General features: G+C 65.8%; 11 protein-coding genes. 4 read left to right on the forward strand and 7 right to left on the reverse strand.

What is annotated here, in order from left to right:
• Window positions 1-11: 11 nt before the first annotated feature.
• From PVZ80_RS06505 to PVZ80_RS06530, 6 genes are all read right to left on the reverse strand, one after another.
• Window positions 12-1,214 (reverse strand): MFS transporter, encoded by a 1,203-nt coding sequence (locus PVZ80_RS06505; RefSeq protein WP_273863553.1) that lies wholly within the window; start codon window positions 1,212-1,214, stop codon window positions 12-14.
• 241 nt (window positions 1,215-1,455) lie between these two features.
• Window positions 1,456-2,220 (reverse strand): SDR family oxidoreductase, encoded by a 765-nt coding sequence (locus tag PVZ80_RS06510; RefSeq protein ID WP_273863554.1) that lies wholly within the window; start codon window positions 2,218-2,220, stop codon window positions 1,456-1,458.
• Window positions 2,217-3,599 (reverse strand): aspartate aminotransferase family protein, encoded by a 1,383-nt coding sequence (locus PVZ80_RS06515; protein ID WP_273863555.1) that lies wholly within the window; start codon window positions 3,597-3,599, stop codon window positions 2,217-2,219. Before PVZ80_RS06515 ends, PVZ80_RS06510 begins: the two co-directional genes overlap by 4 nt.
• A gap of 220 nt (window positions 3,600-3,819) precedes the next feature.
• Window positions 3,820-4,635 carry a molybdenum cofactor biosynthesis F family protein gene (locus tag PVZ80_RS06520; protein ID WP_273863556.1) on the reverse strand — a complete coding sequence of 272 codons (816 nt, stop codon included), beginning with the start codon at window positions 4,633-4,635 and terminating at the stop codon, window positions 3,820-3,822.
• Window positions 4,636-4,726: 91 nt separating this feature from the next.
• Window positions 4,727-5,416, reverse strand: coding sequence for a helix-turn-helix transcriptional regulator (locus PVZ80_RS06525; RefSeq protein ID WP_124340263.1), 690 nt, complete (start codon window positions 5,414-5,416; stop codon window positions 4,727-4,729).
• Window positions 5,417-5,577: 161 nt separating this feature from the next.
• Window positions 5,578-6,912: an aspartate aminotransferase family protein gene (locus PVZ80_RS06530; RefSeq protein ID WP_009049228.1), complete on the reverse strand. Its 1,335-nt coding sequence runs from the start codon at window positions 6,910-6,912 to the stop codon at window positions 5,578-5,580.
• A 591-nt stretch (window positions 6,913-7,503) separates the two neighbouring features.
• Here PVZ80_RS06530 and PVZ80_RS06535 point away from each other — a divergent pair.
• The 4 genes from PVZ80_RS06535 (at window position 7,504) to feaR (ending at window position 12,388) form a co-directional block, all read left to right on the forward strand.
• Entirely contained in the window at window positions 7,504-8,991 is a 1,488-nt protein-coding gene (locus PVZ80_RS06535; RefSeq protein ID WP_016703853.1) for an aldehyde dehydrogenase family protein, read from the forward strand.
• Between the two features lie 224 nt (window positions 8,992-9,215).
• On the forward strand, window positions 9,216-10,742 hold the full coding sequence (locus PVZ80_RS06540) for an APC family permease (protein WP_273863558.1): 1,527 nt from the start codon (window positions 9,216-9,218) through the stop codon (window positions 10,740-10,742).
• Window positions 10,708-11,301: a DUF3156 family protein gene (locus PVZ80_RS06545; RefSeq protein WP_273863560.1), complete on the forward strand. Its 594-nt coding sequence runs from the start codon at window positions 10,708-10,710 to the stop codon at window positions 11,299-11,301. Before PVZ80_RS06540 ends, PVZ80_RS06545 begins: the two co-directional genes overlap by 35 nt.
• A gap of 148 nt (window positions 11,302-11,449) precedes the next feature.
• Complete coding sequence (feaR, locus tag PVZ80_RS06550; RefSeq protein WP_038632688.1) at window positions 11,450-12,388, forward strand: transcriptional regulator FeaR; 939 nt, start codon at window positions 11,450-11,452, stop codon at window positions 12,386-12,388.
• Between the two features lie 169 nt (window positions 12,389-12,557).
• Here feaR and PVZ80_RS06555 read toward each other — a convergent pair whose 3' ends face one another.
• Window positions 12,558-13,361, reverse strand: coding sequence for a helix-turn-helix transcriptional regulator (locus PVZ80_RS06555; RefSeq protein WP_009049223.1), 804 nt, complete (start codon window positions 13,359-13,361; stop codon window positions 12,558-12,560).
• Window positions 13,362-13,408: the final 47 nt, after the last annotated feature.

The following is a 13,408-nucleotide window of genomic DNA, read 5'->3' on the forward strand; positions in this document are numbered from 1 at the left end:
GAGCGCTGCCTTTATTGCGTTATCTTCAGTCGCATCGCCAGCAGCACGCCCAGCAGCGCGGCCGCCAGCACCAGCGCCGCCGGGGCGGACCAGCCGGCATAGGCGACGGCGGCACTCAGGGCGATGGGCGCGAGCACCTGGCCCAGGTAGTTGCCTTGCATCACCAGGCCCAGGCACAGCGGGACCAGCGCGGGCTGCGGCGAGGTCAGCGAGGTGCTGGCGAGGATGGTGGCGGGGAGCATGCCGGCCACCGCGCAAAAGAAGAAACACAAGGGGATCACCAGATCGGTCGGCGTGGCCGAGAGGAAGATGCCCATCCCGGAAAGCCCCATGACGATACTGGTGCCGGCAAGCAGGACTTGCGGGCGGACGCCGCGTGACAGCAGCAGGCCGGCGCCGATGTTGCCGATGATATTGACCGCCACCACCGTGGCGCTGACCAGCCCGGCGCTGGTGATCGACAACCCCACACGCTGCATGAGGAACACCGGCAGGAAGGCCATCACCGCGAAGAACTGCAGGTTGTAGGCGGTGAACATCAGCGCCATCAGCAGCGGCTGGCGCGCGCGCAGCACGCTGCTCAGGGAGTGGCGCAAGCCGGATTGCAGTTGGTGGCGCAGCGCCAGCGAGTCCCTGGGTGTGGTCAGCGGCAACAGCAGGGCCGCCAGCAAGGTCAGGGCCGCGCCCGCGATCCAGCCCTGTTGCCAGCCCCCCAGCAATGGCCCGATAAGCATCGAGGTGCCGATACCGAACGCCATGAAGGTGCTCCAGATACCGAACACCAGATTGCGTTTGTGCGCCGGGACCAGGCGGTTGAGCACCGCCGGTGCCGCGACCACCACCATGACGAACCCCAGGCCTTCGACAAAACGCGTGGCCAGCAGCCCGTGGAAGTCATGCAGGCTGGCACCCAATGCGCTGGCGGCGCACATGATCAGCAGGCCGAGGGCCAGCAGATAACGGTCGCCCCAGCGCTGCACAAGGATGCCGGCGGCGATGCCGCCAAACACCCCGACCAAGGGGAAGGCCGACATGATCCAGCTCAGGGACTCCAGGGAGCGACCGAATTCCTGCTGCAACTCGGGCAAGGCGATGGTGGCCTTGCCGATATGCAGCGCCGCGGCAATGCCGGCAAACAGCACATTGAACACCGCGGGCCAATAGGCGGTATCGGCGACGGCGTAGCTGAGGGTGTCTGGCTTGGTTGAGGTCATGGGCTTCTCCGAAGGCAGGCGCGCGAGGATGGTCGGGGTGCGGCGCGCCACTGGGTCGGAGCTGACTGTAAAAGTTAAAGTTGACTTCAAGTCAATCGACAAAAACGGGATGTTGCGTTCTGTCCATGACGTCATTCAGCGGCCGGTCCCGCCGGGCGCAATGCCCGGGCGGAACGGTGCCAGAAGCGGGGCGGTGATAGTGCCGGCGCCCGGTCGGGCGCCGTGGGTGAGGCGTCAGGCTTCAGGTGAACTGGGTGTTTTCCGGCAGCAGGGCGCCGCCATCGACGATCAGGGTCTGCCCGGTGATATAGCCGGCCTGTTCGGACGCGAGAAACAGCATGGCGTGGGCGATGTCCTGCGGGCTGCCCAGGCGCTTGAGCGGGATGCTCTCGGCCAGGGCCGGGGAGTCGCCGAGGTTAGCCATGGCCTGGGTGGCGATCAGGCCGGGTTCGACGCCATTGACGGTGACCCGGTGCTCGGCCAGTTCCAGGGCCGCCGCACGGATAAAGCCGTTGACCCCGGCCTTGGACGCGGCGTAGTGGGCCAGCCCGGGAATCGCCGTGCGCGGCCCGGTCACCGAAGAGGTGATGACGATGCGCGGATGCTCGGCCCGGCACAGCGCCGGCAGCGCCGCCTGGGTCAGCCAGAAACAGCTCTTGAGGTTCACCGCCAGGGTCGACTCGAGGATTTCGTCCCTCAGGTCGCGCAGGTTCTCCATCGGGAACACCGCGGCGTTGTGCACCAGCAGGTCCAGCCCGCCAAAGGCCCTGAGGGTGGCGGCCACCGCCTGGTTCGCCGCGGCCCGGGTACTCAGGTCCACGGTCAGCAGCTCGGCGCTGCCGCCGGCTTCGCGGATCAGGCGCAGGGTTTCGGCGCCCGAGGCTTCGCTGCGAGTGGCGAGCAGCACCTTGGCACCCTGGGCGGCGAAGACTTGCGCGATGGCGCGGCCAATGCCTTGGCCGGAGCCGGTGACCAGGGCGATACGGCCAGTGAGGTCGAGCATCATGAGGTTTCTCCTTGAGTGACGGTGCCCAGGCATTCGTCCAGCAGACGGTTGTGCAGGTCGACGTCGTCGATGGTGGCCGCCGGGCACAGCAGCGCCATGTTGTGGAAGGGGGTCAGCAACACCCCGCGGTTGAGCAGGTAGAGATGCAGGTAGGCCTCGATCAGGCCATGGCGGGCATGGTGGGCTTCGCCGCCGTTGCGCGGCGCGTGGTCCATGAACAGGTATTCGACCCGGGCGCCGATCCGCGTCACGTGCCAGGGCAGGCGGTGCTTGGCGATCAGCGCCTGGACCCCGGCCCGCAGGCGCTCGGCCAGGGTGATCATGTGGGCGTAGTTGGCCGCGCTCATGACCTCGCTGAAGGTGGCGCGCATGGCCGCCATTTGCAGGGCGTTGCCGGCCAGGGTGCCGCCGAAGCCGAAGTGATTGATCGCCTGCCCGGGCTGGAAGTGCGGCAGCACCTGCCAGATGCGCTCGGCCATGGCCTGGCTGGTCCCCCAGACGGCGGTGGGGATGCCGCCGGCGATGCATTTGCCGAGCACGAAGAAGTCCGGTTGCAGGCCGTGTTCGCCGCTGTAGCCGGCCGGGCCGCAGGAGATGGTGTGGGTTTCGTCGATGATCAGCGGCACATCGAAACGCCGGGTCAGCTCGCGCAAACCATCGTGGAAGCCGGGGGCGGGCGGGACCATGCCGACGTTGGTCATGAAGGGCTCGGTCAGCACCGCGGCCACGTCGCCACGGGCCAGTGCCGCCTCCAGCGCCGGCAGGTCGTTGAACTCCACCAGCCGGGTGGTGGCGTCGTGCCGCAGGCCATTGGCGTGCACGCCTTCGCGGGGAATCATCTGGCCGTCGGCGTCGAACTCGACCTGGGACTCGTCGACGCTGCCGTGGTAGTTGCAGTTGAACACCAGCACTTTCTCCCGGCCGGTGATCATCCGGCACAGGCGCAGCACGAAACGGTTGGCGTCGGTGGCGGAGGTGGTGACCTGCCAGAACGGCAGGCCGAAGCGCCGTACCAGTTCCTCGCCGACCCACAGGCTGTCGGCGGTCGGCAGCATCAGGGTCGAGCCGTGCCGGGCCTGGTGGGCGATGGCGTCGGCCACGGCGGGCTGGCCATGGCCGAACATGGCGCCGGTGTCGCCCAGGGCGAAGTCGACGTAGCGGTTGCCGTCGCAGTCGGTCAGCGTCGCGCCTTGGGCGTCGGCTACCAGGATCGGGTACAGCCCCGGCCATTGCTGCATCCAGTGCAGCGGCGCGCCGTACAGCCAGTGCTTGAGGTTTTCCCGGTAGAAGCCGGCGGAGCGCGGGTGGCGTTCGGCGAACAGTTGCAGCTCGGATTGGTAACGGCTGGCGACGCGGTCGAGATTGAGGCCGAGGGTCATGATTGGAGTCCTGTGGGATTTAGAGGAGGAAGGCGGGTACCTGGGTAGCCGCTGCCGAGCAACGCGAGGCTGCGATCGGCAACGCAGTTGCCGCGAAACCTGCGCTTGCGGTGCGTCAGGCGGAACGCGTTGCCCGGATTGCGCCCGCTGCGCGGTCGATCGCAGCCTCGCTGTCGCTCGGCAGCGGCTACAGGTGGCTACAGGCGGCTACGGGTTGGCATCAGGTGTAATCGGTGCGGTTCAGCACATGGGCGAGGGCGCCTACCGGGAAGTTGCTGGGGGTGGCGAAGTCGCTGCCCTGGTAGCCGAAGATCTTGCCGTCGGTCCTGCCCGCTTGCAGGTCGATCAGCACCAGGCCCAGGGTCGGCACGATCTTTTCGCGCCAGACGAACAGGTACAGCTGTTCGGCGATCTTGTAGTAATGGCAGCGATCGGTGTCCGCCAGGCCCTGCTCGACGCCCTTGAGGCACTGCCAGCTGTAGAAATTGCGGTTCAGGTAGAGGTGCTCGTAGGCCTCGGTGGCGCTGTAGATGTACTGGTTGCGCAGGCCGACCAGTTCCTCGGTCAGCGCGTGTTGCGGGCTGCTGGCGCTGTGCGGTGCGTCGATGCTGCCATGGATGAACTGGGCCTGGACGCTGGTCAGCTCGCGGCCGGACAGGGCGCGACTGAACAGATCGACCCGGGTCTCGGCCTGGCTCGGCAGCTGCCCGATCACCGCGGTGAAGAGGTTCCGGCCCAGGTCGAGGATCAGGCTCACCGAGTGGACCTGGCCGTTCTCCGACTTGAGAAAGTCCACCAGGTAAATGCCGGAACGTATTGAAGTAGCTCGATAAATAGCCTCGCCGCAGGTCTGGCTTTCAGTGTCCCGCCAATGCAGCGTCTGTGAGCCGAACAGGTGTTCGATGCGCCAGCCGTTGGCGAAATGCAGGGTCAGGCTACGGCCGTTGAGGTCATCCAGGCTGGGCAGGACATGGTTGTCGGCGGCAAAGCCTTCGGCCAGGGCGCCAACGGTAATCCATTCGGGTTGCAGGTTCATGAGGGCGGTTCTTGTCGATGAAGGAGAACCTCATGTTCAGCGTGCAAGCCGTTGTTGCCCATCAACCGAATGGTTGAGGCGCGACGGTTTTTTACAGGAACAGCGCGCTCACCAGCTCGGTGCGGTTGTTCACCCCGACCTTGCGGAACAGGTTGATCAGGTGGGTCTTGACCGTCGGCAGGCCCAGCGCCAGTTGCTGGGCGATGGTCTTGTTGCAGGCGCCGTCGCGCAGCAGCCAGGCGATCTGCCGCTCCCGGGGCGTGAGGGCCTCCAGGCGTTCGTCGTGGCGCGAATAGGGCGCCTGGGCGGCGATTTCCAGCAGGCCTTGCAGCGCCTGCAGGGTGCTCAGTTCGTCAGGTTGGAACGGGCCCAGGCTGGCGTCGCGCAGCAGGGACAGGCCGGCGATCGGGCTGCCGCTGGCATTGCGCGCGAGGATCTCCACCACATCCAGCACCCCATGGCGTTGCAGGAAGCCCTGGTAAACCTCGGTTTCATGCCGACCCTGCTGGGCCATGCCCATGTGCAGCGACAGCACCGGGCGGCCCGCCGCCACGCAGTTACGCGGGCGCAGTGGGTCGTAGTGCCGGTAGCGTTGCAGGTAGGCCTCATGCATCTGCTGGCTCATGTGATACAGCGAGAAATGCTCGGCCTGCAGCTGCGCGTCGATGCGGTAGAAGGCGCACAGGGTCGCCGGCACCACCCGGGTAAAGGCGCCGATGCAGCGCTGGCCGAGTTCATGGGCGTTGGGCAGGGGGCTGTTGAGGCTATGGGTACTGATCATCGAAGGGCTCCTGGCGGATACTGACGGCTTCGCGTCAATGGGCAGAAGAAGCGGGCAAGTCGCGATGCAGTATGGACATTGTCGGGAATGTCGGAGGGCAAAAAAACGCTGCCGGTTCCAACGCCCGGGAGGCGAGGGACACGGCAGCGGCTATCAGGGCCTCAGCGGCGGGCCTGGGTGAAGCCCAGCTCCAGGGCCGCGACTATGGCGTCGATCTGCGGTGGCTGGATCACCAGCGGCGGCGACAGGATGATCTTGGTCCCCACCGGACGCACCATCACCCCGTTGTCGCGAGCGATCTGCGCCACCTGGTTGGCATAACCGCCCATGGGGTCGATCGGCTCGCGGGTGCTCTTGTCGGCCACCAGGTCGAGGGCAATCATCAGGCCCTTGCCGCGCACTTCACCGACGCTGTCGAAGCGCTCGGCGAACGGCAGCAGCTTATTGAGCATGTAGTCGCCCATTTTCGCGGCGTTGGCCGGCAGGTCTTCCTTGACCACGATGTCGAGGCTGGCCAGGGCCGCCGCGCACGCCACCGGGTGCCCGGAGTAGGTGTAGCCGTGCATGATCGCGCCGGTGAAGTTGGCGTTCTTGCTGAACGCCGACTCGATCCGCTCGTTGACCACCGTGGCGCCCAGCGGGATGTAGCCGGAGGTGATGCCCTTGGCCAGGCACATGATGTCGGGTTTCACGCCCCACAGGCGGCTGCCGAACATCGAGCCGCTGCGGCCGAAACCAGTCACCACTTCGTCGGCGATCAGCAGCACGCCGTACTTGTCGCAGACCTCGCGGATCAGCGGCCAGTAGTTGGCCGGCGGCACTATCACGCCGCCGGCGCCCTGGATCGGCTCGGCGATAAAGGCCGCGACGGTGTCGGGGCTCTGGAACTGGATTTCCCGCTCGAGCAGGTCGGCGCAGATCTTGCCGAGTTCTTCCGGGTCCTGGCTGTAGGGGTTGCGGTACAGCCACGGGGTGTCGACGTGGAAGCAGCCGGGCAGCAGGGGCTCGTAGTTGCGCCGGAACACCGTGTTGCCGTTGACCGATGCGCCGCCGAAATGGGTGCCGTGGTAGCCCTGGCGCAACGAGATGAACTTGGTGCGATCGGCCTGGCCTTCGAGTTTCCAGTACTGGCGGGCCAGTTTCAGCGCGGTCTCGATGGCGTCCGAGCCGCCGGAGCTGAAGGCCACGCGGCGCATGCCCTCGGGTTCCAGCAGGTTCATCACCACCCGCGACAGTTCTTCGGCGCGCGGATGGCTGACGCCGTCGAACAGCTGGAAGTATTCCAGCTCGTCCAGCTGGGCGGTGATCGCCGCCTTCACTTCCTTGCGGTTGTGGCCGACGTTGACGTTCCACAACCCGGCGACGCCATCCACCAGTTGGTGGCCCTGGTCGTCGTACACATAGCAGCCATCGCCGCGGACAATACGAATCGGCTCGCGTTGTTGCATTTCGTTGGGGTGCAGCATGGGATGCCAGAAGCGGCTTGGTTCGCTCACGTTGAGTCTCCTGAAAACGCACGGACAGCGTGGGACATAGTAGTGCGCCCTTTACCGGATGCGTGCTTGCCTCTGTGTGCCAGGTACTTGATCGCCACTGCCATCGACCCGCTGTCCCTGATTCCGCTGTCCACCTGGAAAACCGTGTTGGCAGGATTTACGACCGCTGCGCGGCCGAGCGCAGGCTTCGCCAGCGGCTACAGGGTGCGCGGTGTTTTTGTAGCCGCTGCCGAGCCTGCGAGGCTGCGAACGGTTGCGGAGCAACCGTAAATCCTGAGTCCGCAATCTGTCTGGAAAAACGCGTTGGCAGGTTTGGCGACGGCTGCGCCGCCGATCGCAGGCTGCGCCAGCGGCTACAGGGTACGCGGCGCTTGTGTAGCCGCTGCCGAGCTCGCGAGGCTGCGATCGGTTGCGAAGCAATCGCAAATGCTGAGTCCGCGGTCTATCTGGATAGATACGCCAGTGGCGGCAAAAGCGTGTGTCGCGGTTTCCCTGGCAGCCAGTGGCAAGTTTCGCGGCAGCCAGGATCAAGACGCTGGCCGGCGTTGGTCTCAGAGTTCGATCCATGAGGCCAACTAGCGAGGATTGCCCATGAGTATTGCCATCGACCCACGTGTCGCCGCCTTTATCGACAGCCAGCACGGCCTGTTGATCGACGGGCGCAGCCAACCGGCCTTGTCCGGCGCGCAGATGCCGGTGTTCAACCCGGCCACCGGCGAAGAGCTGACCCGCGTCGCCGCCGGCGCCGACGCCGATATCGACCTGGCCGTGGCCGCCGCGCGACGGGCCTTCGAGGGCCCATGGGCGGCGCAGCGCCCGGCGGATCGCGAGCGCCTGCTGCTGAAGCTGGCGGATCTGCTGGAAGCCCACGGCGAGGAGCTGGCGCAGCTGGAAACCCTCAACAACGGCCAGTCGATCCACCTGGCCCGAGCCCTGGAAGTTGGCGCCGCCGCCGAGTTCACCCGCTACATGGCGGGCTGGGCGACCAAGATCGAAGGCAAGAGCCTGGACCTGTCCATCGCCGCCGTCCCGGGCGCCCGCTACCGCGCCTACACGGTGCCGGAGCCGGTGGGCGTGGTCGGGGCCATCGTGCCGTGGAATTTCCCCTTGCTGATGGCCATCTGGAAAATCGTCCCGGCCCTGGCCTGCGGCTGCACCGTGGTGCTCAAGCCGGCCGACGAAACCCCGCTGACCGCCTTGCGCCTGGGCCAGTTGTGCCTGGACGCCGGGATCGCCCCGGGGGTGGTCAATGTGGTCACCGGCAGCGGCGCCCAGGCCGGCGCGGCCTTGTCCGCGCACAAGGGCATCGACAAGCTGGCGTTCACCGGTTCGACCCAGATCGGCAAGGTCATCGGCCATGCGGCGGTGGACAATATGACCCGGTTTTCCCTGGAGCTGGGCGGCAAGTCGCCGGTGATCGTGCTCGATGACTGCGACCCCCAGGCCGCGGCCGCCGGCGCCGCCGGGGCGATCTTCTTCAACCAGGGCCAGGTCTGCACCGCCGGTTCGCGCCTGTATATCCAGCGGGCGATCTTCGACCAGGTGCTGGAACGCCTGGCGGCCATCGCCGGCTCCCTGAGCATCGGCCCCGGGCTGGACGAGCAGGCACAGATCAACCCGCTGATTTCCGCCAAGCAGCAGAAGCGCGTGCTGGACATGATCGGCCAGGGCGTGGCCGACGGCGCCCGGGTGCTGTGCGGCGGGGTCGCCTATGGCGAGCAGGGCTTCTATGTGCGGCCGACGGTACTGGCCGACGTGCACGCGGGCATGCAGGTGGTGCGCGAGGAAATCTTCGGCCCGGTGGTGGTGGCCACGCCTTTCGACGCTATCGACGAGGTGGTGGCGCTGGCCAACGACAATCAGTACGGGCTGGGGGCGAGCATCTGGTCCAACGACCTGGCCAAGGTCATGGACCTGATCCCGCGGATCAAGGCCGGCACGGTCTGGGTCAATACCCACAACATGCTCGACCCGTCGATGCCGTTTGGCGGCTACAAGCAATCGGGCATCGGTCGCGAAATGGGCCATGCGGCGATCGAGGCGTACACCGAGAACAAGTCGGTGTGCATCGCCTATTGACCTGTAGCCGCTGCCGCAGGCTGCGATCGCGCCCGCAGGGTGCGCAAGATCTCAAGATCGCCGAAGGCCTTCGGCCTTATCGCAGCCTGCGCCAGCGGCTACAGTCGGATGCAGTCATCCGGCGACTCCAGGCTGCGCAGACAGCCAGGTAAAACACGCCCGCCCGGCGTGCCCTTGAAATGCCTAGAACAACAACATCACCCATGCTTTCGAGGTTTAGCACCATGTCTTTCAACGACAGACTCACCCGCCACCTGAACCAGGGCGTGGTCGGCTTTCCCACGGCCCTGGCCAGCGCCGTCGGCCTGATCATGGCCAGCCCGGTGATCCTCACCGCCACCACCGGCTTCGGCATCGGTGGCGGGGCGTTCGCCGCGGCCATGCTGATCGCGATGCTGATGATGCTCGCGCAATCGACGACCTTCGCCGAGGCGGCGTGCATGATTCCCACCACCGGTTCGGTGTACGACTACCTGGCCTGCGGCCTGGGACGCTTCTTCGCGATCACCGGGACCATTTCCGCCTACCTGATCGTGCATGTGTTCGCCGGCACGGCGGAAACCATCCTCAGCGGCGTCATGGCCCTGGTGAACTTCGAGTCCCTCAACACCCTGCTGGAACAGAGCGGCAGCGCCTGGCTGGTGGGTGTCGGGCTGGTGATCTTCTTCGGCCTGCTGAACGCCGTGGGCATCACCGCGTTCAGCCGGGCCGAGGTGATCCTCACCTTCGGCATGTGGACCACCCTGATCATCTTCGGCGTGGTCGGGGTGTTCAAGGCGCCGGCGGTGGAGCTGAGCGGCTGGTTCGGCGAGTCGATGGTCGGCACCGACCTGACCACCATTCTTTCGCTGGTGGGCATGGCCATGTTCATGTTCGTCGGTTGCGAATTCGTCACGCCGCTGACGCCGGAGGTGCGCAAGGCGGCGAAAACCATTCCCCGGGCCATGGCCCTGGGCCTGGTGGGGGTAGCCACCTGCATGTTCATCTACGGCGCGGCGATGAAGCGCCAGGTGGCAAACACTGCGCTGAGCGAAGACGGCAGCGTGCACCTGCTGGACACGCCCATGGCCATCCCGCAGTTCGCCGAGCAGGTGATGGGGCCGTACGGGCGGATCTGGCTGGGCGTCGGCCTGCTGTTCGCCGGGGCGGCGACCATCAACACGCTGATGGCCGGGCTGCCGCGCATCCTCTATGGCATGGCGCTGGACGGCGCGCTGCCCAAGGCCTTCACCTACCTGCACCCACGCTTCAAGACGCCGCTGCTGTGCATCGCCGTGGCGGTGCTGATCCCGTGCCTGCACGCCTGGTGGCTGGGCGGCAGCACGGACAACATCATGCACCTGGTGCTGGCCGCGGTCTGTGCCTGGAGCACCGCCTACCTGCTGGTGACCCTGGCGGTGGTGGTGCTGCGCATCCGTCGTCCGGATTTGCCACGGGCCTACAAGTCGCCCTGGTTCCCGCTGCCGCAGATCGTCTCGTCGATCGGCATCCTCCTGGGCATGTGGTTCATCACGCCGCCGGGCATGAACCCGCGGGACATCTACGTGCCCTTTGGCAGCATGCTCGGCCTGACGGCGATCTATGCGCTGGTCTGGACGGTCTTCGTGCAGAAGGTCAACCCGTTCCGCCCGGTGCCGGTGGAAGAGGTGCTGGAGAATGCCTTCAACCTGCAATCCCCTGAAATCCAAGCGCAGAACCTGCCTGGAGCCAAGCCCGATGAACAGTACAAGCTGGCGGCAAAACCTCTCTGAGTTCTGGCGGCGGCCACCCTCGGGCTATCGCCCGGGGGTGACCCTGAGCCAGCTGCGCCGCGACCTGCCGGGGCTCGACTGTGCCACGCAGGCCCCCGGGCTGGCGCACTTCACCTGGGCTGAGGAGGGCTTGGGCTTCGAAGTCGAGGAGTTGCCACAGGCGCAGTTCCTGATGCACCTGGTGGTCTGCGAATTTCGCCTGCGCGTCCCCGGTTCGCCGGGGCCGCAGGCGCGGATCGATATCCGCCATACCGGCGCGATCCGTCGCCAGGGCGTCGCTGCTGGCCTGAAGCAGGGCGCTCAGGAAGAGTGGGCGGGGCTGTTGCAGCAGTTGCACAGCGACCCGCAGCTGCTGGCGGCGCTGCTGCCGCTGGACTTCAAGCGCCTGCAACTGCAGCGCGACGAGCAGGGCTGGCTGGTGCGCCTGGAGCATTTCGGCGCCAGCGAGGTGGTCAACCGGCTGCCCGGTTTCCGCCGTTATATCCGCCTGAGCGCCGAGCAGCGTGGCGCCTTGCTGGCGGCTTTCAAGCGCCTGCATTCCCTGTTGTGCAATCACTGAACCATGCCCACCCGTGCTGGCACAGCCCGTGCTTAGGCTATAACGGACTATCCATTGCGCCGCGCTTCCTTGCCCGGCAAATAGATAACATGTTAATGATATCGCCATAACAACAAAGGCGGTTTCAGCCGGCTTCTGGAGGTGCACAGTGCTTGCTTCGCAAAGTTTCGGTTCCTGGATTGACGCATTGCAGGGGGTTTGTGGTCGGTTCGACGCTCGCCAGGCGTTGAACTCGGCGTTGTTCATCGGCGAAGTCGGCTTGCGCGACTACGCCGGCCTCGAAGTGGCGCAGATCCGCACCAATGCCGGACTGATCTCGCGCAAAAGCACCAGCGTCGATCACGAAGACGACCGCTTCTGCTTCTTGATCATGCAGCGCAGCGGCCATGCTCAGCTCAGCCAGGGCGGCGAGCGCATCGAGCTGGCGCCGGGGGAAATGGCCTTGCTGGACTCGGCCGGGGCCTGTGAAATCGTTCCTCACGGCCTGATCGAACATGCCTCGCTGCATTTGTCCCGGGACGAGGTGTATCGCCATCTGCCGGCGCAGCAGCGCAAGTTCGGCAAGCTCTCGCAGAATTGCGCCAGTGGCCGTTTGATGCGCCTGCTGGTGGAGCAGATCTGTGGCGACGAGCTGCAAGGTTGCGCCGCCCAGCAGGAAGGCCAGGCGTTGCAGGAAGCGCTGATCGCCTTGCTCGGCCCGACCCTGCGCCAGACGCCCGGCGCGAGCCTCGACGGCTACGACAGCCAGCACGGCGGTTGCCTGCGCAGCCAGGCCCGGCAGTTGATCAACCAGTCCCTCACCGAGCCCAACCTGACCCCGGTATCACTGGCCAGCCAGATGAATATCTCGGTGCGCCAGCTGTACCGGCTGTTCGAAGAGCAGGGCGACAGCGTCTGCCGTTTCATCCAGCGCGCGCGCCTCGACCGCAGCGCGGCGGACCTGAGCAACCCGCGCCTGCGCCACGCGTCGATCACCGACATTGCCTTCAAGTGGGGGTTCACCGACTCGGCGCACTTCAGCCGCACCTTCAAGAAGCATTTCGAGCAGTCGCCGCGGGATTACCGGGCTCGTTCGCTGAACGCCTGAGGTCCGATCAACCCCAATCCTGTAGGAGCGAGCTTGCTCGCGATAGGGCCGGTGCATTCAACAGGGTTGTCGCCCGCAGGATTGCCATCGCGAGCAAGCTCGCTCCTACAGTTGGGCTGGTTTGCCTGTAGGAGCCAGCGAGCTTGCTCGCGACAAAACCGGTGATGCCTTACGGATTCTCCAGGTCGTGCCCCAGGGACTGGATAAACAGCGAGAACAGTTCCGGCTGTGAAGAAATGTCCAGCTTGGCGTAGAGATGGCGCCGGTGCACCTTGATGGTGTCCGGCGAGATCTTCAGCCGCTCGGCCATGGCCTTGGAAGAAAAACCGCGGAGGATCAGCCGGGCGATCTCCACTTCCCGATCCGACAAAACGCCACAGCCGAAATGACTGAGGGCGTCGCGGATCTGGCTGGCCATTTCTTCCGCGGCGGGCGCTGGCGGACGCTGGTTGCTTTGCTGCCAGTGCTGCTGCATCAGCGGCAGGACCCAGGCCGAGAAGGTGGTGAGCTGGCCGATTTCCTCGGCGCTGAACGGTCGCTGCATGCCCAGCGACAGGGACAGGGTGCCGGCCTCGGGGATCTGCAGGATGAACTGCAGCTCGTCCTCCAGCACGTTGTCGTGGAAGTAGCTGGAGAAATATTCGGTCTGCCGGAAATGGTCCGGCGCCACTTCTTCCAGGCGGTACAGGCCGTTGGGGTAGCCCTCGCGGCAGGCCTGGAAAAACGGGTCCAGCAGGTACAGGCCGTTGAGGTAGGTGAGCATCGACGCTGGCTTGTCCGAGGGCTCGGCATCGTATTCCTCGAGGGCGATGGGCAGGCCGTTGTGGGGATAGAAGATCGCCAGGGCGTTATCGAACGGCAAGGCCTGGTGCAGCAACAGCACCAGTTGCTTCCAGAAGCGCTCGCCGCCGATCTGCGAGAGGGTGCGCCCGAGTCCGGCATGCATGCCGATTTCCCTGAACAGAGTGATCAAATAGGTGGCTCCGCGTCGATGTTGCTGTGGCCTGGCGTGCTGCTTTG

Origin of the sequence: Pseudomonas sp. B3G-3 (genome assembly GCF_028640915.1) — a bacterium.
GTDB lineage: Bacteria > Pseudomonadota > Gammaproteobacteria > Pseudomonadales > Pseudomonadaceae > Aquipseudomonas > Aquipseudomonas chlororaphis_I.